The sequence below is a fragment of the Alistipes sp. Marseille-P2263 genome (assembly GCF_018101075.1).
Taxonomy (GTDB): Bacteria; Bacteroidota; Bacteroidia; order Bacteroidales; family Rikenellaceae; genus Alistipes; species Alistipes dispar.
In genome coordinates, this window is the sequence record NZ_JAGQEJ010000001.1 from 53,997 (window position 1) to 79,594 (window position 25,598).

Below are 25,598 nucleotides of genomic sequence, written 5' to 3' on the forward strand. Positions count from 1 at the left end.
GCTACAATCTCCCCCAGAATTTTTCTTCCGTCGCCACGCGTTTCAGACGCGGCAGACACAGAAGCGGTAATACGACGAACAGCAGCAGACAGCCCAGATCGGGCAGCGAGTAAACCGCCGGGGCGCCGCGCAGCATCTGATCGACGAAAATATCGGTATAGAAAGTGAACGGAAAGATACGGCTCACCCACTGCATCGGCTCCCACATGGCCATGATCGGGAACGTGAGTCCCGAAAAAGTGAAGGCCAGCACCGAGTAGCCGCCGCCGATCGAGAGCGAGAGACGCAGGTTGGCCAGCAACGCGACGATCATCACGGCGATCGACTGATAGGCCAGAACGAAAAGCAGCGTTCCGGCGAGGATGATGCCGAGGCTGCCGTTGAGCGGCGTTCCCACGATCTTGAAGATGACGACCAGCATGACGAGCGACATGAGGAACATCGCGGCCGTGATCGGAAGCGTCTTGCCCGCGAGGGCCGCCGCGACCGAATCGCCGCCCGTGGCCAGCCATTCGCGCGAAGTGCCGTATTTCAATTCGGTTCCGATGGCGAAGATCGTGGCCATCACCGTGAAGATCATCAGCATCATCGGCATGAAGCTCGGCGAGAGGTAATAGCCGTAATTGATATGCGGATTGAAAAGTACGTGGCGGTCGAACCGTACGGGCATGAGCTGCGCCATGGCCTGCCGCTCGGTCAGTCCCTGCTTCATGAGCAGTTGCAGCTGGATGCCCGCCGAGAAGGTCGTCACGGCCGTCTGGATGTCTTTCGACAGCAGTCCGTTCACGGTGATATTGGTTCCCGAAATGTAATTCTCGATATGCGTCTGGCGGTTGCTCAGGATATCCTTCTCGAAAAACGCCGGAATCTGCACGATGGCCATGATCCGCCCTTCGCGCATCAGACGCTCGCCTTCGTCCATCGACTGCACTCCGTAGGAGACCAGCGCCGTAGGCGTGTCGTCGATCATCTGCGTCACCTTGCGCGAAAGGGCCGTGTGGTCCTCGTCGAGCACGGCTACCGGCACGTTGCGGATCGCCCCCTCGTTGAACAGCAGGGCGAAGAAGGCGAACGACGCCGCCGGGAGGAGGAGCATCAGCACGAAGTACATCGGCTGGTGCGCCAGCCGCCCCAGTTCCCGCCGCAGCACGGCTCCGGTATTTTCCAGCAGTCGGCGCATCGCTATCGCCCGATTTTATCCCAATCGACCAGCACGCTCATCCCCGGGCGCATGTTCTCCGCGGCGGAGACGGGCCGGGCCTTCACGGCGAAGGTGCGGATGTCGAATCCGCCCTGCGTGCGGGTCGCCGCCCACGTGGCGAAATCGGCCTGCGGGGCTATGTAGGTCACCTCGAACTCCACATCGCGGTCGAGTGCAGGGACGAATCCCGTCATCCGCGTCCCGAGCTTCATGCCCGGGAGCAGCGTCTCCTTGACGTTGAATGTCACCCACATGTCCGACATGTCGAGAATGGCCACCACCGGATAGCCGCTGCCCACCAGCTCGCCCTCCTCGGCGATGACGGTCGAAACCTCTCCCGTCACGGGCGAGTAAACCATCGCGTCGCCGATATAGGATTCGACCTCGCTGACGGCCCCTTCGGCCTGCCGCACGCGTGCCGCGGCGGCCTCCTTGTCTTCCTTGCGGGCCCCGTCGGCGGCCAGGTCGTACTGCGCCTTGGCTGCGAGCGCCGTCGCCTCCATGGCCTTGTAGTTGGCTTCGGCTTCATCGAGCTTCTGTGCCGGGACCACTCCGTCGTCGTAGAGGTTCCGCACCCGTTCGTAGGTCTTGCGCGCCAGCTCCAGGCCGGCCTGCGCCTTCTCCCACATGTTCAGCGCCGCCTCTATCTGCTGGATGCGGGCTCCCGCCACGGCGGCGGCGTCCAATGCGGCGGCCGCGCTCTTCACGGCCTCGGCCTGCCGCAGCTTGGCTTCCAGCTCGGGTGTCGAGAGCATGTAGAGGAGCTGCCCCTTCTCCACGCGGTCGCCCTCCTCGACCTTCATTTCGTCGATGCGCCCGGGAACTTTCGAGGAGGCCTTGTAGGTCGTGCACTCCACCGTGCCCTGAATCAGCAGGGGCGTCCGTTTGTCGAGGTAACGGCTGATGAGTACGACCGAAAGGACGATGACCGCCGCGGCCGCCGTGATTCCGATTACGTTGTTTCGCTTCATATCGTTCGTTTTTTATTCTTGATCGAAAAGGATCACCCGTGCGTCCATGCGACGGGCGTAGGCCGCGAATTCGTCGCTGATGCCCGCGGCCTCGAGCAGTTGGGCCAGCAGCACGTCGAAATTGTAGGCCGCCTGCAGGCGTTCCGTGCGCACGCCCGCGAGATTCAGCTCGGCGTCGATCAGGTCCGTCGCGGACGACATGCCTTCCCGGAACGCCGAGTTCTTCATCCGCAGATACTCCTCGGCGAAGGCGAGCGAAGCCTCGATCGAGGTCATCTGGTTGCGGTAGTTCATCATCTGATTGTAGAGCTTCTCCACCAGCACGGCGATATCCTGCGACGCCTTGTTCTGCAACTCGCCGACGCGGCTCACGGTCTGCTTGGCCGCCGAATACTTGTATTCGCGGTTCAGACCGTCGAAGAGCTTGATATTGACGCCCACGCCCACGGCCCAGCGGGGTACGAAGCCGGCCACCTGGTAATTGTAGAACGATCCGCCGCCCATGGCCACCACCTGCGGCAGGAAAGCCGAACGCTGCGCGCGGACGTTCTCCTCGGCCAGCTGCCGTTTGAGCGACACCTCCGTGAGCAGCGGGTTGCGCGCCGCGGCCAGGTCCTGGTAATAGGCCGGCTCTTCGATCTCGCCGATGAGGAACAGCGCCGTGACGGGCCGCCAGTCGCTCTCGCGTCCCAGCGTGTTCGACAGCGCGCTGGAGAGGGTCTCCGCCTGCAACTTGGCATTGGCCAGCTCACGCTCCGCTTCAGCCATCTTGAACTCCACGTAGAGCCGTTCGCTGCGGGCGATCATGCCGTTCTTCTCGAGCACCCGGGCATCTTCCAGATGGCGTCTCACGCCGTCGGCCACCTGCTGCCGCACGGCCACGACCTGCGTGGCCAGCGCCAGCCCGAAATAACGTTCCACCAGTTCCGAGATCAGAGCGTTGCGCGTCTGGTTGCCCTGCTCCGCGGCCGTGCGTTCGTTGAGCCGTGCGGCGCGGTTGGCGGCGTTGATCTTGCCGCCCATCCAGATCGGAAGGGTCACCTCGCCGCCCACGAATCCCAGACTGCGGTCCTGCAACGTCAGGAACCAGTCGGCGTTCATCATCGGGTTCAGCAGCCCCTGGATCGAGGGGATCAGCTCCGGAGCAATCAGCCCGCTGCCCAAAATCTTGCCCGCCAGGTCGTTCACGGGGGTTTTCAGGTCGTTGAAATCGAATCCTATGTCTTTGCCCAGATAGGCGTAGGCTCCCGTCAGGTTGATCTGCGGCATTCGCAGGCCGATGGCAGCCCGGCGCTGCTGCTGCGCGGCACGCTCCTCGTAGGCCGCCGCCTTCATCGCGGGATTCTCCGTGAGCGTGACGGCGATCGCTTCGTCGAGCGTGATGGCACGTCCGGTCTCCTGTGCCGGAGCGTATGCCGCCGCGGCCAGAGCTGCTGCCGTCACGGCGATCTTGATGCTGATTTTCATACCGTTCATTCGTTTACGAGGCAAATATAGGTGTTTTTGCGGGATTCTGTTCGGCTATGCGCATTTTAGGACAGTTTTATGTCTTTACGGAAACAAATTGCGCCTTTTTCACCGCCACAGATGGGCGTTTACGGCCCGCACCTCCTCCCCCAGTTCCGGGTAGCAGCGGACGTCGAGCCCCGCCTCGCGCAGCATGAGGGCTCCGCGGCAGCAGACGAACCGGTCGGGTTCGTAGAGTGCGAAGGCCACGCGGGCGAATCCGTGGCGCAGGATGAGCTGCGTGCAGCTCTCCGGTTCGCTGGCCCGCTGCGAGCACGGCTCCATCGAGGACCAGATCGCGGCGCCGCGCAGCTCCGCACCGGCTGCGAGGGCTTTGGTTATGGCCTCCTGCTCGGCGTGGTGCGTGGCCGACGTTTCGTGCGTGTAGCCCGTGAAGCGCCGCCCGTCACACGTCCGGATCACCGCCCCGACGCAATAGGAAGTTTCGCTGGGCGTGCAGCGGCGGCTCTCCGCGATCGCCTCGCGCAATCCGGCCAGATCCTCGGCCGTCGTATCCTCATGCAGCGTGCAGAACGCAATCTCCATGCCGTCGATACTCTCCCGGCGGCACGGTGCCGCAGCGGGCGGCTCGAAGCGGAATCGCGCCCCGCCCCGTCCGCTGCCGAGCGCGAGCCGCGGATTGACCGCATAGCGTACTTCGTCGGCCAGCCCTTCGCCGAGGAAGAGGCCGAGCGTCTGCGCACCCCCTTCGACCAGCAGGCGGCGAATGCCCCGCTTCTCGAGTTCGGTGACGATCCGGACCGCTGTCACGGGTGCTCCTTCGCTCGAAATGACCGTTGCAACCGCTTCCAGTTCAGGAATGTCGTACGGCGAGAATACATACCGGTCCGCATCGCCCTCGGTGAAAAACCGCAGCGACGGATCGAGACGGCCGGAACGGGTCACGACCGCCTTCGACAGGTCGGGCCGCAGGCCGCGTGCCGCCCGGCGGGCGCGTTCGGCGTCGTCGCGTAGCGACAGCGCCGGATTGTCCCGGCGCACGGTTTCGGCCCCCACCAGGATGGCGTCGCAGCCGGCGCGCAGCCGCAGCACCGCCGCCCAGTCCCCGGGCGTCGAGATCACGAGCCGTCCGGGCCCGTTGTCGTCCAGATAGCCGTCGGCCGTGACCGCGGCGGAGAGTATCACTCGCATCGTTTCAGGGTTATGAGCGTGATTTCGGGACGGGCGCCCAGCCGCATGGGGTATCCCACGCAGCCCGTGCCGTCATTGACGTAGAGCGTCCGCCCGGCGGAATCGTCGTAACGGCCGCTCCAATGCGTGTAGAGGAGTGCCGCGGGCGACCAGCCGCGGCCCCCGAAGCGGATCTTGCACTGCATGGCGTGCACGTGTCCCGAGAGGGTCAGGTCGCCGTATCCGGCTGCCGTGATCTGCTCCCAAAGTTGCGGCACGTGTGCCAGTACGATGCTGTAAAGTCCCTGCGGAACGCCTGCGAAGGCGCGCCGGAGTCCCGTGGCAGGCAGATGACGGTCGTGCCGCTGCTCGCTCAGCGCCGGGTCGAACGAGAGCCCCGTGAGGGCGATGCTGTCGCCGCCGCGGCGCAGATAGACGGTCTCGTCGTCCAGCACGCGCCACCCCATCGCCCGTTGGCGCGCGATCACCTCGCGCAGACTTTCGGCGGCCGGATGGCGCAGCGAGTCCTTGATGTATTTGCCCACGTCGTGATTGCCCGTGACGGAGTAAACCGGGGCTTCGATGCGGCGGAGCAACCGCACGGCCGTGCGGTCCAGCTCCGAGGCGCGTATATTGACCAGATCGCCCGTGAAAAGCACCAGGTCGGGCCGCAGGGCGTTCACGCGGTCTGCGAGACGCGTCAGCTCCCGCCCGGGCGAGACGATCGTCCCCAGATGGATGTCCGAGAGCTGCACGATGCGCAGCCCGTCGAACGTCGCGGGCAGCGCCGGGGAGCACACCTCCGTCCGGCTGACGCGCAGGCTCGTACGGCCCGCCGTGACCCCTATCACGAGCGCGGCGAACACCGCAGCTGCGGCGGCGAGGCCCGTGCGGCGCAGTCCGAAGAAGTTGAAGGCGTAGAAGGCCAGACGCGGCAGCACGGTCGCCATCCAGACCCAGAAGAGCCACATCGAAGCCATGACGACGGGCGTCGGGTTGTCGCGGCAGAGAAGTCCCATGCCGACGACCGCGAGCGGCAGCGCGTCGGTCGCCGCGGCCCATGCGAGCGAGAGCCGGCGAAGCCGCGCACGCCGTGCGCGGCGGAAGTGCAGCCAGTCGGCGGCCGCAGCCGCCAGACTGAGCAGAAGAATCAATCCCAGCAACATAACTATTTCCTTTCGGGTCCGAATTTCGCTCCGCGGCCTTGGCGGCGATTTCGCCGCCCGGTTCCGCCGCCGGAAAGAAACGGAGGTTTTTCCCGTGCAAAGATAGCGAAATTCGGGATTTTTCCCTCCGCGGTTTTGGCATACGAGTTGCGGGCACGTCGCCGGAGACCGGGACCGTCCGATGCGGTCCGGGTCCGTTCACCGAAAACAGTCGTTCAGCCTATGACACCATTCCGATTCCGGGCCGTACCGGCGCTGCTGGCCGCCCTCCTCGCCGCTCCGGTCGCGGCACAACCCTCCCGGCCCTCTTCCCGGCCGGACGGGGAGAATCCGGCCGCGGCCTTCGCCGCATCGCACAGTCCCGCGACAAGCGGCCGCCACCGCACCTCCGAAGAGGAAGACGCGCGGCGCGACCATGCCGAAACGCACCGCCGGGGATTCCAGCAGCACGACCGGCCGCAGTTCGTCTTCTCCTCGAAGGAGAACCGCTTCTCTTTTTCGCTGGGCGGATTCGTCGCCCTGAGGGCCGCCTACGATGCGGGCGGCATCGTGGAGAACATCGACTTCGTGACCTACGACATTCCCGTCGCCGGGAACTATGCCACGCGGCAGAAACTCACGCTGGACGCCTCCACGTCGCGCCTCTTCCTGAAGGCGATCGCCAACACGCGGGCCGCGGGACGCGTGGTGATCTATCTCGACGGAGACTTCCGCGGAGGAGCCGCGAACAGCTACACGCCGCGTCTGCGCTCGGCCTACGTCTCGCTGCTGGGACTGACCCTCGGGCGCGACGTGACGACCTTCTGCGATCTCGAAGCGGCCCCTGCGACCGTCGATTTTCAAGGCCCCAATGCCTACAACTTCAACTTTGCCACGCTCGTCCGCTACGAACGCTCCTTCGCCGAAGGCCGACTCTCGTTCGGCGTGGCGGCCGAGATGCCCGTCGTGAGCGGTACGTACGGCGAGGGGTTCGACGCCATCCCGCAGCGCGTGCCCGACATTCCCTTTTACCTCCAATATGCCTGGGGCGGCGACCGTTCGAGCCATATCCGCGCTTCGGCCGTCGTGCGCAACATGTACCTGCATGACCTGACGCGGAAAAGCGACACCTCGCTCACGGGTTGGGGAGTGCAGTTCAGCGGCACGATCCGCTGCTGCGACCCGTTGCGGCTCTTCATGAACGGTATCTATGGCAAGGGCATCACCCCCTACATCCAGGACCTCACGGGTTCGGGGCTCGACTTCACGCCCTGCCCGCGCGACGAAACGCGCATTCGGACGATGCCGATGTGGGGCTGGCAGGCCGCCGCACAGATCGCCCTCACGCCGCGTCTCTTCCTTTCGGGCGGCTATTCGACCGTCCGCGTGCAGCGCAGCCACGGATTCTACGCCGCAGACGAATACAAACGCGGACAGTACGTCTTCGGCAATGTTTTCTACACGATCGCGCCGCGCTGCAAAGTGGCCGGGGAGTACCTCTACGGCTCGCGCCGCGACATGGCGGCGGGCAAAGGGCACGCCAACCGGGTCAATGTGATGCTGCAATACGGCTTCTGACGGGAAACGGCTGTTTTTTCGGGCGGTCCTGCGGCGGATCGCCCGTTTTTCGTATCTTTGTCCCGCAGGGCGGAACACACCGTTCCATGCGGCGAGAACGACATCGAAACAATATGGAATTTCTGACGCAACACAACCTCACGGGACTGGCCATCGGACTGGGCACGTTCCTCATCATCGGCATCTTCCATCCGTTCGTCATCAAGGGCGAATACTATTTCGGGGTGCGCATCTGGTGGCTGTTCCTTCTGTCGGGCATCGGGGCGATCGCCGCCTCGGTCGCCGTGCGCGAACTGTTCTGGTCCACGCTGCTGGCCGTCTGGGGCGCTTCGTCGCTCTGGGGTATCGGCGAACTGTTCGAACAGCGCAAGCGGGTCGAGAAAGGATGGTTCCCCCGCAATCCGAAACGGAAATCCTGACCTGCACCCGCTCATGCGGCTCAGAATGCGACATACGCTGGCCTGCCTGCTGTTCGCGGCGGTCTGCTGCACCCCTGCCGGCGGACCTCCCCGGCAGCGGCCTGCCGTTCCGCCGCCCCAGCGCGTGCGGATGCTTTTCGGCGGCGACGTCATGCAGCACCTTCCGCAGGTCGAGGCCGCGCGCAGCGGCGAAGGGTTCGACTACACGCCCGTGTTCGCCGCCCTCGCCCCGCGGATGCACGCCGCGGACCTCGCGGTGGTCAATCTGGAGACCACGCTGACGCGGAGCGGCCGCTACACGGGCTATCCGCTTTTCCGCTCCCCAGCGGAACTGGCTGACGCCCTGCGCGGAGCGGGCGTGGATGTCGCGCTCTTGGCCAACAACCACTGCTGCGACGGCGGTGCGGAGGGCATCCGCACGACGATCCGCGAGCTGGACCGCTGCGGCATCCGCCACACGGGGGTCTTCGCCGACAGCGCCGACTACTGGCGGAATCATCCGCTGCGCATCGAACATTGCGGCCTGCGGATCGCGCTGGTCAATTACACCTACGGCACGAACGGAATGCCCGTGCCCGCGGGGTCCGTCGTAAACCGCATCGACACCGTGCGAATGGCCGCCGATCTGGCGGCGGTGCGGCGCGAAGGGGCCGATTTCATCGTCGCCTGCATGCACTGGGGCAACGAATACGAGCGGCGGGAGAACGCCTCGCAACGCACACTGGCCGCCTTCCTGCGGCGCCACGGCGCGGATGTGGTGGTCGGCGGCCATCCGCACGTCGTGCAGCCGTGGCAGGCCGATTCGACGCACGTGGTGCTCTATTCGCTCGGAAACCTCGTCTCGAACCAGCGCCGCCGCTACACGGACGGCGGGCTGGTCGCCCGGATCGAAGCCCTGCGTTATCCGGACGGTCGTAGGAGCTACCGCCTCGAACCGCTTCCCGTATGGGTCGCTCTGCCCCGCTATCGCATCCTGCCGCCCGAGGCGGCCGACACCGCAGCCCTGCCCGATGCCTACGCCCTCTTCCGTCGCGACCTGCGCGAACTGACCGGAAAGGACTTATAGCCGTTCCGAATAGCCGTATCAATATTTCCGATGGCGATAATTTGCCGCACGTACCGGAATTTTCGTATCTTTGCATACACACAAACATCAAAAAAGATATGGAAAAGAGCATCAAAGGTACGCGTACCGAACAGAATCTGCTGAAAGCCTTCGCCGGCGAGAGCCAGGCCCGCAGCCGCTATGTCTTCTTCGCCAGCAAGGCCAAGAAGGAAGGATACGAACAGATCGCAGGCGTATTCGCCGAGACCGCGGAACAGGAGAAGGAGCATGCCGAACGTTTCTTCAAGTTCCTCGAAGGCGGCATGGTCGAAATCACGGCCAGCTACCCCGCCGGCAAGATCGGCACGACGCAGGAGAACCTGCTCGCCGCGGCGCAGGGGGAGAACGAGGAGTGGGACGTGCTCTACCCCGAGTTCGCTAAGGTGGCCGCCGAAGAGGGTTTCCCGGAGATCGCCACGGCGTTCCGGATGATCGCCACGGTCGAAGCGGAGCATGAAAAGCGCTATCTGAAGCTGCTGAGCCGCCTGACGGACGGCAACTTCTTCAAGCGCGACGGCAAGATATGGTGGCAGTGCCGCAACTGCGGCTACGTGTGCGAGGCTTCGGAGGCTCCGCAGATGTGCCCCGCCTGCAAGCACCCCCAGGCCTACTTCGAGCCCAAGAAGGAGAACTATTGATCGGATTCCGTTCGGAGTCTCTCCTTGCAAGCGAACGGCCGCACCTTTTCGGGGTGCGGCTTTTTCGTCTTCGGACACGGTGGGCACACCGGATGTTTCCGCCGCCTCATGCCGCAGCCCGATTGCCCCGGCTGTATGAATCGTCTGATAAAAACGGTCGATGGAGTATCGGCGGCCGTTTTCGCAAGCGGGAGCGGGCAGGACGCCTATTCGTCAGCAGTCACGATTCCCTGCACGGCGAATTTAATCGGACATCCCCCATTTACATTCCATTATGCACTGCAATCAAATTATTAGGAAAACAAACTGTTTTTCCAAGAAAAGATTTTATCTCATCTTTCATCTGCCATCGGGAGCAACCAACAATAAATATACAGAGATTCAGCAATAGAATTTTTCGATACATATCAAAAAATTATAGATTATTATCTAAATCCAAACAAGCGAATTGCACGGCTTCATCGAGAGCTAAGATCAACCGGTTGTTCTCCGCATCATAGCAAAAGTCGCTCAATCTGTATCCGGTTTCCCAAGTCTGCAAGTAGTTTCCTTCGAGATCGAAGACCATAAAATTCGTGGGTTCGCACCCTTCGGAATCGTTAGCTTCTCCACTGTATGCCACGATGATTCGGTCCCCACAGAATAACGGTTTACCATAATACAAGTAAGCATTTGACGTGGCCGCGTCCCATCGGGGCCCGTAGATGTTGTACCGGAGTGTTCCATCCATATTACCAATCGTGATCAGATCGTGATGATGATAAACCTCCGCATACAGCCCTTTTTCGACGGATACAGCAAAATCAATGCGCCGCCGTTCGATATCCGGATGTTCGTAAGGCATTGGTGAAATATCTCCGTTCTTCAGACTCCATTTGGCCAGCGATTCCCTGAAGTTACTCGTACCGATAGGTTCTATTATGATGCCCATCAGCAAATCGTCCCCAAGAAGGTAGGAGTCCGCTGGAAACGATTTCGCCTGCATTTGCATCTCGACTTCCGGTTTGTAATCGGACTGTCTGAGGAAACCATGGAATCCAAAACCATAGATAACTTGTTTTCCGTAATCGGGAATGAGAAATTTGCAACGGGACTCGTCTATGATGAGGTTCCCCGGACTGACAATTTCTCCAGGACCCCGACCTCTTTTTATGCCACTACGGAGATGTGCGAACGTATTTTTATCGATGACATGCAACAGATTGTTGTAGGAACGCACGTCCAAAATCAGTAAATAGTCGCCCATTAGAAACAATCGGGGCATTGCTCCGACCAGCAATTCATTGCCGAGGTCGATTTCCCGGATTCGAGAGTGAACATCCACGACTCGGTCTCGTTTCTTCTGATATTTTTCCGTACGGTCAGTCTTCTCGCATCCTGCGAGGACCAAAACCGACAACAGCAACCATAGCTTCTTCACTGTTTCAAGTTTTACAACCTTGGTCAGCATAACTATCTGACCAAGGTTTATTAATTTACCAAATTGCTTCTTTATAATACGGATAATAGAAATTACAATAACATCCATTTCCATTATCTAAACATCCATTTTCACAATTTGGATTTTCATCCTGCGCCAAAGCCTCGATATTGGCATTCAGCAGATCGAAAGGATCCGGCCGGTAGTTTGCCATATAGGCAGTCACAGCCGCGGCAATCGGTCGAATCCTGCGTGAACGGGCTCAAGACGGTCGATTTTGGCCCGAAGTCACAGATATCAATTACATTAATCCAAATTAGTGCGGGCTATTATTGCTTCTTGTTTATCATTTAATATGACGGTATATAGATCATGGTCATCAGGGGTAATAGCCATACATAAAAATTTTCGATCCGTTTCGTATATTTTAATTAAATCTCCCTTGTAATTAAATTTAAACAAATAGTTATTATCGTCTGCCGCTCTATTGGCTATTGTATTATTGTTAAAAGCAATATAGACATGATTATTCGTAGTATATATACTTTTAATACCCACTATATCCGATTGGTAAATCTGGAAATCACTCTTACTTACCCGCTGACGTATTTTATCAAAAATCTCTTTTCTATTAATAGTATAGTATTTGTATTGATATAGACTATCGCTTTTTATATCAAAGAATCGAATCTCGCCAGTAAAGGAAGAGGCTAATACTAATTTATCCTGGATTGTAGCTATATGGCTTTGCCCCAACCTATAACGCATTGAAGGATCAGAAATTGTCTTTATGAAATCTGCACAAGGATTATAAGACGCAATTTCATCTCCTTTACTGTTATAATGTTTCAAAAGGCCATCTTGGAAAAAACCGCCAACGAAATAACTAGAATCACGCGATAGATATATACCCCGATCTGTTCCAAAAGGAAGTTGTATATGTGCCGTGCAAAGTAAAGGATTTTCAGAAGAAAGGTCCAAAGAAAAATGTCTGAATACTGCTTTTTGGCGATCTAAAACAACCAAATTATTTTCAGAAAAACTCACGTCAATTGGACCGATCACTTCATTTGGACCTCGTCCTTCATGAAGTGTGCTGAATAATGAGTCTTTATTTGCTAAATTATAGACGGTAATAAATTTACCCTTAATAAAATCAGATATGAATAATAAACTATCTTTAATACACAATTTAGAAGGATTCCCCAACAGATAGTGCATGTCCATTTGTTGCAGGGTAATGTTTTGACATAATGCATTTTTGATTTTTATATCTTCAAAGGTGTTTTTATTTTCTTGGGTGCATGCACCCAAGAAAATAAAACAAACAAAAATAGTAACGCAAGGATTTTTCATGTTATTGTAAAGACCTTCATATAAGTTCATTTAATACACAGATAGGTCTTCTTTTAGGAGATCTATTGCAGCCAAGTATTGATATCCATTTTGCAAATTTCTTCAGACGAAATGAACCCGTATAAAAAACCTGCTTGGGTATCCAACGAAATACTCCGTATAGGATTTGCAGTCGTAAGAATTGTTTGTAAATCACCGGCCCAATCAAAAAGATGTATTTCTGTTAAACCTGTTTGATGATTTTGGTAGAGAGCCACTATTCGCTCATTGGTCGTTTCAACATCAATATAGTACATTGGCCGCGTCTCGGGAGCTTTAGATTCAATCTGCGTAAGGGAGAGAGGTTTCGAACATGTTGAAATGCTCTTACGATCACTCCCGTCCACATAACAGATATTTATCTGATCGAAATAAACCGGCAACATAACCATACGAGTGAGATCAGGACTTATGGCAATCGGGCCACCTGTAAGATTGGGTTCCTTATTAGACTGAATACTAAGTTTAAAACGCTGAATTTCTATTCGTTTCTGAAAATCATAAATCCCTCCTGAAACATAAGTTCCCCGGATGATTTGGTACAACGCAAGCGTATCATTTATTCGATCAAAAGCAAATAGTTGTCCTGGAGAGCCAACGTTACCTGGAATATCAAGCTCGGTCAATGAAAGGCGACTATCGATACAAACCTTATCCTCGGTTATACTTTTCGTCAAATTAAGCCTTGCGGATTCCTGTTTACTGCCGGAATAGAACCAAAATCCACTTCCTTCATCATTACAAGTCCTTTGTCCGGGTGTGAGATAGTTATATTCATTCGGTCCCCGTCCTACTCGAACCAAGTTAGTAAGAGGAGTCATCGTACGCCGGTCATATACAGCAAAGCGATGTTCAGGATGCAACATCGTATAGAAAACATAGAATGAATCTACAACAAAGCCATGTACCGCCCCCGGCACATCACAAGGTATTATTTCACAAGGCAATGCTATACTTCGGGGACGCTCCACTCGGATGTATTTGCTATCAAAGATATTATCGGACCGACAAGAACTCGATAGTAAAACGACCAAAACAAATGTAAAAATTTTGCTGTTTTTTATTGGTAGCATATACCTGTCTGTGATTTTGTAGGCCAAGTTAAATTATACTCAAATCGACATTCGTTATTACCAGAACATACAAAAATTCCAGGACCTCCATAATTTGGATTATAGATACAATATATAAAATCTCTGCCTTCCCCTGGATCCAATGATTCATCCTGCGCCAAAGCCTCGATATTGGCATTCAGCAGATCGAAAGGATCCGGTCGGTAGTTTGCCATATAGGCAGTCACAGCCGTGGCAGCCATCAATACGACGGCATCCGCAAAAATCAGACTCTCTTTAATACATAAAAATTTCAGGTTAAAAAGATCATAGTTTTTCGAATTTCACAGTTGCCGTGAAATAATCCGTAAAATCCACTCTAAAGTTATATATTTTTCTATTTGAAAGCACAAATATTTCGACAAAAATTCTCACATAAAATACATATCGTATATCAATATAATCAAAAGATGTCTAAAGTGCGGCAATCTCACATATATAATAAAATTATTTACAATCATTTCTTGCGGAGCTCGCATAAAAAAACACCGGGGCGATCCGGTGTCTTTGCTTTTCGGCCGAAGCCGCTGGCTGCCGATGTCCGTCCGACAGTGTCGGCGGGAGGGGAGAGACAAGAGAGCGCCTATTCGTCAGTCACGATTCCCTGCACGGCGAATGTCACGGGCTTGTCGGACGCACTGTGGCGCACGGCGATCTTCTTGAAGAAGGTTCCCGGCTGCTCGGCCGAGAAACGCACCGTAAAGAACACCTTCTCGCCGGGCTGTACGGGCTTGCGGTCGTATGTGACCTGCGTGCAGTCGCACGACGAGTAGGCCTCTACCACCACGACGGGCTTGTCCGAGCCGTTCCTGGCTCCGACGCGCACCTCGCGGCTCCCGCCGAGCGGGAGCTCGCCCAGATCGACCGTCCCGCCGTCGAACAGCAGCACTTCGTCGGCATCCGTTTCGCGGCTCTCCATATCGACCGTCTCCTCCAGCGCGGCGAGGTTGGCCGTGGCCAAAGCCCGAGACCCGTCCGCTGCGCCACGACAGGAGACGAATAACAGACATATACAAAATTTATTGATTGACTTCATGATCTGTTATTGTTTCGATGGTAGTTTTATATAAATTCCATAATTTAGAGTTCTTTTTGGGATCTCCTACCAATACTATCTTGTTTTGAGCGTTCAATAAAAATGCACTGTACTGCGATGTTAATAATATATTTGAATTTAATTTTTCAAATTCATTCAACTTATCGAGATACACAGGATAATTTATAGGGTGTTTTTCCAATCCATATATTAAATCCAAATAATTACTATCATTTGATGAATAGATAATAACAACACCAAAATCTTTATTCTCCCGGGTATAATCAATTATCGCTTTGTATTGAGATAGACTAGTAGTACTGCATATCGAACAATTTTGATTATTTTTATAAATTAGAAGCTTAATAGGAGGGATTGACGATGTTGTTGTGTCTTTTCCGTTGTATGTGGCATATAACCTTTTGGGAAATCTTATTTCTTTGCCTATAAGTTTTGAGATGTTATCAAATTGATTATTGGCGCAACTTGTTAATAGAACAAGAATTATTGTAACCTGTATAAATTTATAGAGCCTCATAAATTCTTAAGATCTATTGAATATACTTCCACTCCATCGGGAATTTCAACAAAGAAATATAGACTTGTTCCGTCAAATGCAGAACTTAAAATATTAGATTGCTTTGAATCTATTAGCCTATAATTGGATACTGTGTTTTGGGTGTATATACCAATATGCAAATTATCAGCATATGAATATAGAAATAATAAATTTTCCGCATTTTCCCATACGTAGGTTATAATCCCCGCATGATTCTTTCGCCAAGTTTTATCTTGATATAGCCCCAATATTTCATAATCATCTTTAACTGTTGTGAGTTCCGGATAATTTTTATTTCCAAATGATAAGGTATATGCGAGTTTGATATTTTGGTCAGGTGTTATCCGAAATATCCTTCTATCCAATGGATTCCAATATAATGCAGTATTATTGACGGATTGTATTAATGGATAGCCTATTCGTAAACCGCTCCTTATTGTTAAATGCCCAATCACTGAATGAAATGCAAAATTCTTATCATAAAAGGCTAAAGCTGGTGATTCTTTCATAGAGCCATTCCATACACACTGCCCAATATATCCGTCTCCAAATGGAATAATAAATGCAAAAGGATAAGTATTAGGCGATACTTCTGATTTTAGCGGATAAATTTTATCCAACTGATTATCTAAAGTATATTTTAATACTTTTTTCCCGTTCATGTCATATAAATATACATGATTATCTTGTATCCAGCAGTCTGTATACCCGATATATTCATTTGCAGCTCTACCCCGTTGCCCTATTTGACCAATGAAATTACCATCTCGTGAGTACAATAATAGCTTTCCTTGTGTGCTTATTAAAAATTTATCATCATAATATATTGATTTACTTATTTTTCCAATCATCAAGCTGTCTTGCTGAAGTTTAAATTTATTACAGTCAGACCATGATATGGTCTGACTGTAATTTGGATTGACTATAATTTCGGTCCCTTTCTCGATCTTATCTTGTGTACATCCACACATTATAAAAATCAAAAAAAGATTCCAAAAAATAGATAATAAAGCTCGATTCATATCTTTAACAACAAATACAACGAAGTGAACAACATGCATAATAACTACCAGAACACGTTACAGAACATCCCATAGAAGCTCCAAGACCTAAAATTTCTGTTCCTGCTTCAATAGAACAAGAAGTGGCACCAGGACCTCCGCTATAACAATAACCGCAAGAACCACTTTCTCCTTGATCTGTTTCATCCTGCGCCAAAGCCTCGATATTGGCATTCAGCAGATCGAAAGGATCCGGTCGGTAGTTTGCCATATAGGCAGTCACAGCCGCGGCAGCCATCAATACGACGGCACCCGCAAAAATCAGTTTCTTTTTCATACATGAAAATTTTAGGTTAAAAAGGTTGTAGTTTTTCTCGAATTTTACAGTCGCCGCAAAGTAATCCGTAAAATTCGATCTAAAGTTATATATTTTCTGTTTGAAAATACAAATATTTCGACAAAAAATTCTTGCATAAAACACACTGCATGTATCAATGTAATTAAAAGACCTCTAAAATGCGGACAGATCCACATATATAATAAAAATATTTATAATCATCCTTTGTGGAAACTGCATAAAAAGACACCGGATTTTCCGGTATCTTTGTTTTTCGGTCCGAAGCCGCCATACGATCCGGCGGTCTGAATCCGCTGTCTGGGAAGAAAGTCCGGCCGATGCGCGTGCGAAACGTCCCGTCGGTCCTGAAGTTACCGCGGACGGAGCCTTCGTACCGGGGGGGGCACGTCCCCTTCCCTCTTTGGGGCGACAGCCTCTTCCGGTATGGCTGGACAGCCGCCGTATCCTGAGACCCGCGCGGAGCCGAATAATTCCGCCGCAGGGGCCGAAAATCCGGAAATTCGTCGTATCTTTGTCCGAATCGTTCCGGCGAGCCGCACGGTGGTGGCGGATCCGCCCTGTGCGGAACCAGCGGGAGGGGGCGTCCCGGGGCGGCGGAAAGAAAATACAAACGCAAACGATATATGGCAGACGAAAAAATCATCTTTTCGATGGTCGGCGTGAGCAAGACCTTCACCAACCAGAAACGGGTGTTGAACAACATCTACCTCTCTTTTTTCTACGGCGCAAAGATCGGCATCATCGGTCTGAACGGCTCGGGTAAATCGACGCTGATGAAGATCATCGCCGGCATCGACAAAAACTTCGAGGGCGAAGTGGTCTTCTCGCCGGGCTACACGGTGGGCTACCTCGAACAGGAGCCCAAGCTCGACGACGAGAAGACCGTCCGCGAGGTGGTCGAAGAGGGATGTGCCGCCACGGTGGCGCTGCTCAAGGAGTACGAAGAGATCAACACGAAGCTCTGCGAGCCGATGTCGGACGACGAGATGGCACGGCTCATCGAACGTCAGGGCGAATTGTACGAAAAGATCGACCACTGCAACGGCTGGGAGCTGGACAGCGTGCTCGAACGCGCGATGGACGCGCTGCGCTGCCCCGACCCGGACCAGCCCGTCAAGCACCTCTCGGGCGGCGAGCGCCGCCGCGTGGCCTTGTGCCGCCTGCTGTTGCAGCAGCCCGACGTGCTGCTTCTGGACGAGCCGACGAACCACCTCGACGCCGAGTCGATCGACTGGCTCGAGCAGCACCTCCAGCAGTACAAGGGCACGGTGATCGCCGTGACGCACGACCGCTACTTCCTGGACAACGTGGCGGGCTGGATTCTCGAGCTGGACCGCGGCGAGGGCATTCCCTGGAAGGGCAACTATTCGGGATGGCTCGACCAGAAGACCAAGCGCATGGCCATGGAGGAGAAGCAGGAGTCGAAGCGCCGCAAGACGCTCGAACGCGAGCTGGAGTGGGTGCGCATGTCCCCGTCGGGACGCCACGCCAAATCCAAGGCGCGTCTTTCGGCCTATGACAAACTGATGAACGAGGATACGAAACAAAAAGAGGAAAAGCTCGAAATCTTCATTCCGAACGGTCCGCGTCTGGGCGACGTGGTGATCGAGGCGCACGACGTCTCGAAGGCTTTCGGCGACCGCGTGCTGTACGAACACCTCGAATTTTCGCTGCCGCCCGCCGGCATCGTGGGCGTGATCGGTCCCAACGGGACGGGCAAAACCACCCTTTTCCGGATGATCATGGGGCTGGACACTCCGACGAGCGGTTCGTTCCGCGTGGGGCCCACCGTCAAGCTGGCCTACGTGGACCAGCAGCATAAGTCGATCGACCCCGAAAAGAGCGTTTTCGAGGTGATTTCGGGCGGCGCGGACCTCATCACGCTGGGCAACCGGCAGGTAAACGCCCGGGCCTACGTGGCGCGGTTCAACTTTTCGGGCGCCGATCAGGAGAAGAAGTGCGGAATGCTCTCGGGCGGCGAACGCAACCGGCTGCATCTGGCCCTCGCGCTCAAGGAGGAGGGTAACGTGCTGCTTCTGGACGAGCCGACGAACGACATCGACGTCAATACGCTCCGCGCGCTGGAGGAGGGCCTGGAGAACTTCGCGGGCTGCGCCGTGGTGATCTCCCACGACCGCTGGTTCCTCGACCGCATCGCCACGCACATCCTTTCGTTCGAAGGCGATTCGAAAGTGGTCTTCTACGAAGGCTCCTACTCGGAGTACGAGGCGTGGAAGAAGGCGCAGGGCGGCGACACGGAGCCCCATCGGGTGCGTTACAAAAAATTGATGGCTTGATAAAATGCGTATTGCAGCCTTTTTCCTGCTCGTCTTGGGGCTTTCCTCATGCGGGATGCCGGCAAACCGTCCGGTCGATGCGTTTGTCTGGGACAGACTCTGCGCCCACGAAGATCCGGACCATGTGGAACCGGTCGGGAAGTGCGATCTCGACGAATTTCTCGTCGAGATGGAGCGGTTTCCCTGGCATGAGCAGGCGCGCGAGGCTCTGAGGTTCAGGAAAAACTCCCCCACCCTTTCGGTGACGGATCTGAAGACCGACCGTTCGTTTTTCATTTCATCCGCTGTGGACGACAACGACCGGTTGGGATATTTCGTCGGATATATCTATCCCGGGGAGCAGGGAACGCGAGCACGGCGCTACGTGAGCATGTATGAGGTCGAACAAATGGAAGCGATCCGCGAAACAGTCGTCCTGTTCTTCCGCCGTGACGAGGCCGCATTGAAGCGCCTGCTCGGGAAACAACCCAAATACATGGACACACGGGATAACACGGGTTGGGAAAAATACCTGAAAATGAAACGAAAATTTATGTAATATGGCACAACAGAAACCTTCGATACCCAAAGGTACGCGCGACTTCTCCCCCGCGGAGATGATGCGCCGCAACTACATTTTCGACACGATCCGGCAGGTGTTCCGCACCTACGGTTTCGCACCGCTCGAAACCCCCGCGATGGAGAACCTCTCGACGTTGCTGGGCAAGTACGGCGACGAGGGCGACAAGCTCCTGTTCCGGATTCTCAACTCGGGCGACTACGCCGCGGGCCTTTCGGACGGGGAGCTGCGCAGCGCCTCGCACATCAGCGAAAAGGGGCTGCGCTACGATCTGACCGTCCCCTTCGCGCGCTATGTCGTGCAGCATCAGGGCGAACTGACCTTCCCTTTCAAGCGTTACCAGATGCAGCCCGTGTGGCGTGCCGACCGTCCGCAAAAGGGGCGTTACCGCGAATTCTACCAATGCGACGTGGACGTGATCGGCACGCGCTCGCTGCTGTGCGAGGTGGAGCTGGTGGAGATCGTCGAGCGGGTCTTCGCGGCGCTGGGCATCCGCGTCGCGCTGAAGATGAACAACCGCAAGATTCTCTACGGCATAGCCGAAGCCATCGGCCATGCAGACAAGATGACGGACATCACCGTGGCCATCGACAAGCTCGAGAAGATCGGGCTGGAGAACGTGCGGGCCGAACTGCTCGGACGGGGACTTTCGCCCGAGGCGGTGGACCGGCTTCAACCGATTCTCGAGCTGAGCGGAGACAACGATTCGAAACTCGCGCAGTTGCGCGACGTGCTGGCCTGCTCCGAAACGGGTCTGAAAGGCATTGAGGAAATGCGGACCGTCTTCGACTGCGTGGCCCGGCTGGGGCTCGCGATGCCCGTCGAGCTGGACCTCTCGCTGGCACGCGGACTGAACTACTATACCGGGGCGATCTTCGAGGTCAAGGCCCTCGACTTCGCCATCGGCTCGATTTCGGGCGGCGGCCGTTACGACGATCTCACGGGCATCTTCGGAATGCCCGACGTGTCGGGCGTCGGCATCTCGTTCGGCGCGGACCGCATCTACGACGTGATGACGGGCCTCGGCCTCTTCCCCGCCGAACTGAACTGCTCGACGCGCGTGCTGTTCACGAATCTCGGCGAAGCGGAGCAGGCCGCCGTGCTGCCGCTGTTGCGCTCCGTACGCGACGCGGGCGTTCCGGCCGAGATCTACCCTGATCAGGCCAGGATGAAGAAACAGATGGAGTACGCCAACCGCCGCGGCATTCCGCTGGTGGCCATCGTCGGCTCGGAAGAGCTGGCCGCAGGCGTCGTCACGCTCAAGGACATGCGGACGGGCGACCAGCGGCAGGTCCCCTTCGCCGAGGTGGCCGGCGCCGTGAAATAGGCGGCCGCGCCGCCGGACAAAAAACTGACCGAGATGCTCAAACCGTTATCGGCTCTGCTCGCCCTGCTCTGTGCGCTGCCTCTGGCGGCGCAGGACCGGGCGGACGTGGAGCAGTTGCAGAAATTCGCCCGGGTGTACCGCTACCTGACGGAGCTCTACGTGGACGACGAGGACATGGCTCCCGTCGTCGAGGGGGCCATTGCGGGCATGCTCGAACGGCTCGACCCCCATTCGGCCTACCTCACGGCCGAGGAGATGCGGAGCGTGCGCGAGAGCATCGACGGGGAGTTCAGCGGAATCGGCGTGGAGTTCAACGTGCTGCGCGACACGATCATCGTGGTGAACACCGTCGCCGGAGGACCTGCCGAACGCGCCGGAATGCGTGCCAACGACCGCATCGTGCGCATCGACACGACGGAGGCCGTGGGCTTCACGCGCGCCGACGTGCCGAAGCACCTGCGCGGCAAGACCGGCACGAAGGTCGCGCTGGAGGTCGTGCGCCACGGCGTTCCGGAGCGGCTGCGCTTCACGCTCGTGCGCGACAGGATTCCGCTCAACACGGTCGATGCGGCCTATCGGGTCTCGGACAGCGTGGGCTACATCAAGGTGAACCGCTTCGGACAGACCACGATGGCCGAATTCGGGGAGGCGTACCGCAAACTGGGGCGGCCCGGGGCGCTGATCCTCGATTTGCAGGGCAACGGCGGCGGACTGCTCGACCAGGCGATCGGCATGGCGGGCTTTTTCCTGCCGCGCGGCGCCGTGGTCGTCTCCACCGAGGGACGCGCCGTGCCGCCCACGGATTTCGAGACCCAAAGCCCGGGCGAGGACGCCGCAGGACGGCTGGTCGTGCTGATCGACGAAGCGTCGGCCTCGGCGTCGGAGATCGTCGCCGGCGCCGTACAGGACTGGGACCGGGGCATTGTCGTGGGACGGCCGAGCTTCGGCAAGGGGCTCGTGCAGCGGCAGATCGGACTGCCCGACGGTTCGGCCGTGCGGCTCACCGTGGCCCGCTACCACACCCCTTCGGGACGCGTCATCCAGCGCCCCTACGAGAAGGGCAACCGCCGCGAATACTACCTCGACCATCTGCGCCGTTACGACGACCGGACGCGCGATTCGCTCGACGCCGGAGCTCCGGCCTACCGCACGCTGCGCACCGGGCGCACGGTCTATGGCGGCGGAGGCATCCGCCCCGACGTCGTCGTGGCGCCCGACACGGCGGGCTATTCGGATTACTACGCGCGGCTGATCCGTCAGGGCGTCGTGGCCGACTTCGTGAACGACTGGCTCGACCGTGCGCGCGACAGCCTTTCGCGGCGTTACGCCGACTTCGAAGCCTTCGACGCGGGATTCGTCCCTTCGGACAGTCTGCTCGGCCGCCTCACGGCCGAAGGCGAGCGGCGCGGCGTGGCGTTCGATGCGGCCGGATTCGCCGCCTCGGCGCCCGTCGTGCGCATCCAGCTCAAGGCGCTGGCCGCCCAGCGGATGTTCGGTCCGGCAGCCTATTTCCGGGTCGTAAATCCCTCGCTCAATGCGGCGTATATCCGTGCGACGGAGATTCTCGCCGACTGGCGGCGGCGGGGCGAACCGCTTCTCGAAGGGAAAAATTAGGCGGAAGTTTTTGGCGATCCGGATTCTTTTGCGTATATTCGTATACCTAAAGACCAGAATCGTATAGTTCCGGATTAACCTAAAAGCTACCGTTCATGTCTCTTTCACCCATACGCCGCGGAAGCGAGGAGCACGACGATCCCGTTTTATCGAAAGCCGTCAAAGCCGGCCGACGCACCTATTTCTTCGATGTCCGGGCCACGCGCAGCGACGACTATTTCCTGACCATTACCGAGAGCCGCAAAATGACCGACGCCAGAGGCGAGGTTACCTTCGACCGGCATAAAATCTTTCTTTATAAGGAAGATTTCGACAAATTCGTGTCGGAACTCGCCGAAACGATCGCGTTCATCCGCTCTCGGACGTCCGTCGCGGCCGAAAGCGGAGAGTGAGGAGCCGCCCCGGTTCCGGCACTCCTTGTCGTACGGGCGGGGCGATCTGCCGAAACCGGCGCGCGCGAATATCTCGGGAGTCCCGGACTCCGGATCGCGGGGCTGTTTCGTGTTTCCGGCAGCCCGGCGCGACGACCGGAAACGCCGCATAAAATCTTTCCCGGATTTGTTTCTGCGCGATGCTTGCACTATCTTTGTCTCCGGATAAACGGACCGGACGACCGTAGCGTCGTATCCGCCGCTACGCACCGTTCGTGCGGCCGCGGCGGGAGCGGAGTGACGTTCGTCCGCATTGCACACGGGCGTTTCCGCACGGACCGGTGCGGCCCCGCAGCCGGGGACGTGTCCCGGACGGGCGGAGACCGAAACACGGAATTATGAAATTCACCAAATCTGTCGTTCTGGCGCTCAAGGGATGCGCCATGGGTATGGCCGATGTCGTTCCGGGCGTCTCGGGCGGCACGATCGCCTTCATTTCGGGAATCTACGAGGAACTGATCGACTCGATCCGCAGCGTCGATGCCACGGCCCTGCGGCTGCTGGCGCGCCTGCGGCTGGGCGAGTTGTGGCGGCATGTGAACGGCCGTTTCCTGCTGCCCGTACTGACGGGCATCGCCATCGCCGTCTTCTCGCTGGCGCGGCTGATGACCTACCTGCTCGAACACCACCCGATCGAAATCTGGTCGTTCTTCTTCGGTTTGATCGTCGCCTCGGCACTACTGGTTTCCAAACAGATCGGCCGTTGGGACTGGCGCACGGCCGCGGCGCTGGCCGTGGGGGCCGCCGCCGCATGGTGGATCACCGTCGCCACACCGACCGAAACGCCGAACGACTGGTGGTTCGTCATGCTGTCGGGGGCCGTCGCCATCTGCGCCATGATCCTGCCCGGCATCTCCGGGGCCTTCATCCTGTTGCTGCTGGGGAAGTACCAGTATATCATGCAGGCCGTCGGCGACCTGAACATTCCCGTCATCGCTATCTTCGCCGTCGGCGCCGCCGTCGGCATCATCTCCTTCTCGCACCTGCTGTCGTGGCTGCTCAAACGCTGGCACGATGTCACGGTGGCGGTGCTGATGGGCTTCATGGTCGGCTCGCTCAACAAGGTGTGGCCGTGGAAGGAGACCGTCGAGACCTACACCGACAGCCACGGGGTCCTGCAGCCGCTCGTGGAACGAAACATCGCTCCGGGGCATTTCGAGGCGCTGTACGACAAACCGTCGCTGCTCGCGGAGGCCGTGCTGCTCTGCGCGGCGGGATTCCTCGCCATCTACGGCATCGAGTTGCTGGCACGTATCGTGCTCAAAAAACGGGAAGAGTAGCCATGCGCCGGTTCGGATTGATCGGCCGGCCGCTCGGGCATTCGGCATCGGCGAAGTACTTCACGGAAAAATTCCGCAAAGAAGGATTATCGGACTGCGAATATGCACTTTACGAACTTCCGTCCGTCGAAGAGCTGCCGTCTTTGCTGGCTGCGATGCCGGAGTTGTGCGGACTGAACGTCACGATCCCCTACAAACGCAGTGTCATGCATCTGCTGGACCGCATCGCTCCCGAGGCGCAGGTCATCGGCGCGGTGAACTGCATCCGCCGCCTGCCGGACGGAACGCTGGAGGGACACAATACCGACATCGCCGGACTGCGCGCCGCACTCGACCGCCTGCTGGGCGGGGCCGAACCTGCGCAGGCGCTGGTGCTCGGCACGGGGGGCGCCTCGCAGGCCGTGCAATACGCACTGGCCGAACGCGGGATTCCTTTCGCACTGGTGTCGCGCGACGCGGCGAAAGGCAACTACACTTACGACAACCTGCCGTGCGAAGCGGTCGCCGAGAGCCGCCTCATCGTCAATGCGTCGCCCGTGGGGACCTACCCCGCCGTCGGGGAAGCGCCGCGAATCCCCTATGCCTATATCACGCCTGAGCATTTTTTGCTCGACCTGGTTTACAACCCGCCGCTGACTCGTTTTCTCGACTGCGGTCTCCGGCGAGGGGCGCGCGTACTGAACGGCGAGACGATGTTCCGCGGGCAGGCCGAGGCGTCGTGGAGAATATGGAATACCTGAAGCGCAACATGAACCAAAAGCTGTAAACGGATGAAAAAGTATTTACTGCTGCCTATTATCTCGGCGGCGTTCTGCACCTTTGCGGCCTTCGGGCAGGAGCAGCCCGAAGCACCCCGCTTCAACGGGGCCGACGTACAGTATTTCATGCGCCGGCTCATCGGCGAGTTCGGAAAGGTCGTACGGGAGAGGAACGTGCCCGCCGAAACGCTTTCGCCGAAAGTCGGCGTGGCGTTCATGGTCCGTGCCGACGGCAGCATCGACGAGTGGCGTTTCCGCGACAGCACGTCGGAGGGACGCGACCGCTGCGACCTTGCCCCCGCTTCGGAGGCCACCCGCGCAACGCTGACCGAAGCCTTTTCGCGCCTCGGAGGCTGGACCCCCGCCACCTATGCGGACGGACGCACGACGGATTACACCCTGCGGCTGACGCTCCGGATTCCCGTCGAAAAATACCTCCGCGAGCAGGACCCCGATCCGCTGCTCTTCCTGGGCGAGGATCCGGACAAGAGTTTCACGGAGTGGATGCGGGAGCGCGTCCGCTACGACGAACGTTTCGCACGGGTCGGCGGTATCGTGTGCGTGAAGTTCTACATCGAGCCGGACGGCCGTATCACGATCGGTGAAACGCTCGAGACGCCCGATCCGAAACTGGCGAAGGAGGTAATCCGCGTAATCCGCGGCAGCAAAGGCAAATGGACGCCCCGCAAGGTAGATGGCGTACCTCAGCGTACCGCTTACGAATACCGCTGCAACTACGTGAACGAAAGCTACTGAC

General features: G+C 57.1%; 24 protein-coding genes. 12 read left to right on the forward strand and 12 right to left on the reverse strand.

The features are described 5' to 3' along the window. Position 1: 1 nt before the first annotated feature. The 5 genes from KB554_RS00210 to KB554_RS00230 all read right to left on the reverse strand — a co-directional run bounded on the left by KB554_RS00210 (position 2) and on the right by KB554_RS00230 (position 5,975). Positions 2–1,180, reverse strand: a complete 1,179-nt coding sequence (locus KB554_RS00210; protein ID WP_141429745.1) for an ABC transporter permease — start codon at positions 1,178–1,180, stop codon at positions 2–4. A 2-nt stretch (positions 1,181–1,182) separates the two neighbouring features. Next, entirely contained in the window at positions 1,183–2,172 is a 990-nt protein-coding gene (locus KB554_RS00215) for an efflux RND transporter periplasmic adaptor subunit (RefSeq protein ID WP_141429744.1), read from the reverse strand. Between the two features lie 12 nt (positions 2,173–2,184). Beyond that, positions 2,185–3,639: a TolC family protein gene (locus KB554_RS00220; protein ID WP_242116192.1), complete on the reverse strand. Its 1,455-nt coding sequence runs from the start codon at positions 3,637–3,639 to the stop codon at positions 2,185–2,187. A 108-nt stretch (positions 3,640–3,747) separates the two neighbouring features. Next, a complete protein-coding gene (locus KB554_RS00225; protein ID WP_211034566.1) occupies positions 3,748–4,830 on the reverse strand; it encodes a dihydrofolate reductase family protein in 1,083 nt (360 codons plus the stop codon). Beyond that, positions 4,821–5,975, reverse strand: a complete 1,155-nt coding sequence (locus KB554_RS00230; protein ID WP_211034567.1) for a metallophosphoesterase — start codon at positions 5,973–5,975, stop codon at positions 4,821–4,823. The genes KB554_RS00225 and KB554_RS00230 overlap by 10 nt, the downstream gene beginning before the upstream one ends. 222 nt (positions 5,976–6,197) lie before the next feature. Here KB554_RS00230 and KB554_RS00235 point away from each other — a divergent pair, with 222 nt between their 5' ends. From KB554_RS00235 to rbr, 4 genes are all read left to right on the forward strand, one after another. After that, a complete protein-coding gene (locus KB554_RS00235; RefSeq protein WP_211034568.1) occupies positions 6,198–7,532 on the forward strand; it encodes a DcaP family trimeric outer membrane transporter in 1,335 nt (444 codons plus the stop codon). Between the two features lie 113 nt (positions 7,533–7,645). Further along, the gene (locus KB554_RS00240; RefSeq protein WP_141429739.1) at positions 7,646–7,951 is read left to right on the forward strand and encodes a DUF4491 family protein; all 306 of its coding nucleotides are present in this window, start codon (positions 7,646–7,648) and stop codon (positions 7,949–7,951) included. A gap of 25 nt (positions 7,952–7,976) precedes the next feature. Continuing rightward, a complete protein-coding gene (locus KB554_RS00245; protein ID WP_348771866.1) occupies positions 7,977–9,017 on the forward strand; it encodes a CapA family protein in 1,041 nt (346 codons plus the stop codon). A gap of 98 nt (positions 9,018–9,115) precedes the next feature. Then, complete coding sequence (gene rbr, locus KB554_RS00250; protein ID WP_141429738.1) at positions 9,116–9,694, forward strand: rubrerythrin; 579 nt, start codon at positions 9,116–9,118, stop codon at positions 9,692–9,694. A 415-nt stretch (positions 9,695–10,109) separates the two neighbouring features. On the opposite strand, the gene KB554_RS00255 is transcribed toward rbr, so the two are convergent. From KB554_RS00255 to KB554_RS00285, 7 genes are all read right to left on the reverse strand, one after another. Continuing rightward, entirely contained in the window at positions 10,110–11,228 is a 1,119-nt protein-coding gene (locus KB554_RS00255; protein ID WP_211034570.1) for a 6-bladed beta-propeller, read from the reverse strand. Between the two features lie 192 nt (positions 11,229–11,420). After that, the gene (locus KB554_RS00260; RefSeq protein WP_211034571.1) at positions 11,421–12,470 is read right to left on the reverse strand and encodes a BF3164 family lipoprotein; all 1,050 of its coding nucleotides are present in this window, start codon (positions 12,468–12,470) and stop codon (positions 11,421–11,423) included. 62 nt (positions 12,471–12,532) lie between these two features. Then, on the reverse strand, positions 12,533–13,582 hold the full coding sequence (locus KB554_RS00265) for a hypothetical protein (RefSeq protein WP_211034572.1): 1,050 nt from the start codon (positions 13,580–13,582) through the stop codon (positions 12,533–12,535). 622 nt (positions 13,583–14,204) lie between these two features. Further along, positions 14,205–14,657 (reverse strand): DUF1573 domain-containing protein, encoded by a 453-nt coding sequence (locus KB554_RS00270; RefSeq protein ID WP_211034573.1) that lies wholly within the window; start codon positions 14,655–14,657, stop codon positions 14,205–14,207. Continuing rightward, a complete protein-coding gene (locus KB554_RS00275; protein ID WP_211034574.1) occupies positions 14,641–15,195 on the reverse strand; it encodes a hypothetical protein in 555 nt (184 codons plus the stop codon). The genes KB554_RS00270 and KB554_RS00275 overlap by 17 nt, the downstream gene beginning before the upstream one ends. Continuing rightward, positions 15,192–16,238: a 6-bladed beta-propeller gene (locus tag KB554_RS00280; RefSeq protein WP_211034575.1), complete on the reverse strand. Its 1,047-nt coding sequence runs from the start codon at positions 16,236–16,238 to the stop codon at positions 15,192–15,194. The genes KB554_RS00275 and KB554_RS00280 overlap by 4 nt, the downstream gene beginning before the upstream one ends. Before the next feature lie 4 nt (positions 16,239–16,242). Beyond that, complete coding sequence (locus KB554_RS00285) at positions 16,243–16,554, reverse strand: NVEALA domain-containing protein (protein ID WP_211034576.1); 312 nt, start codon at positions 16,552–16,554, stop codon at positions 16,243–16,245. A gap of 644 nt (positions 16,555–17,198) precedes the next feature. Between KB554_RS00285 and ettA the strand changes: the two genes are divergently transcribed. The 8 genes from ettA to KB554_RS00325 all read left to right on the forward strand — a co-directional run bounded on the left by ettA (position 17,199) and on the right by KB554_RS00325 (position 25,597). Continuing rightward, on the forward strand, positions 17,199–18,872 hold the full coding sequence (gene ettA / locus KB554_RS00290; RefSeq protein ID WP_211034577.1) for an energy-dependent translational throttle protein EttA: 1,674 nt from the start codon (positions 17,199–17,201) through the stop codon (positions 18,870–18,872). A 55-nt stretch (positions 18,873–18,927) separates the two neighbouring features. Continuing rightward, positions 18,928–19,410, forward strand: coding sequence for a hypothetical protein (locus tag KB554_RS00295; protein ID WP_211034578.1), 483 nt, complete (start codon positions 18,928–18,930; stop codon positions 19,408–19,410). A gap of 1 nt (position 19,411) precedes the next feature. After that, complete coding sequence (gene hisS / locus KB554_RS00300; RefSeq protein ID WP_211034579.1) at positions 19,412–20,758, forward strand: histidine--tRNA ligase; 1,347 nt, start codon at positions 19,412–19,414, stop codon at positions 20,756–20,758. A gap of 33 nt (positions 20,759–20,791) precedes the next feature. Continuing rightward, positions 20,792–22,372: a S41 family peptidase gene (locus KB554_RS00305; protein ID WP_211034580.1), complete on the forward strand. Its 1,581-nt coding sequence runs from the start codon at positions 20,792–20,794 to the stop codon at positions 22,370–22,372. Positions 22,373–22,467: 95 nt separating this feature from the next. After that, on the forward strand, positions 22,468–22,764 hold the full coding sequence (locus KB554_RS00310) for a DUF3276 family protein (protein WP_211034581.1): 297 nt from the start codon (positions 22,468–22,470) through the stop codon (positions 22,762–22,764). A 377-nt stretch (positions 22,765–23,141) separates the two neighbouring features. Next, a complete protein-coding gene (locus KB554_RS00315) occupies positions 23,142–24,083 on the forward strand; it encodes a DUF368 domain-containing protein (protein WP_211034582.1) in 942 nt (313 codons plus the stop codon). A gap of 2 nt (positions 24,084–24,085) precedes the next feature. Beyond that, complete coding sequence (locus tag KB554_RS00320) at positions 24,086–24,823, forward strand: shikimate dehydrogenase (RefSeq protein WP_211034583.1); 738 nt, start codon at positions 24,086–24,088, stop codon at positions 24,821–24,823. A gap of 30 nt (positions 24,824–24,853) precedes the next feature. Then, positions 24,854–25,597, forward strand: coding sequence for an energy transducer TonB (locus KB554_RS00325; protein ID WP_211034584.1), 744 nt, complete (start codon positions 24,854–24,856; stop codon positions 25,595–25,597). Position 25,598 lies beyond the last annotated feature (1 nt).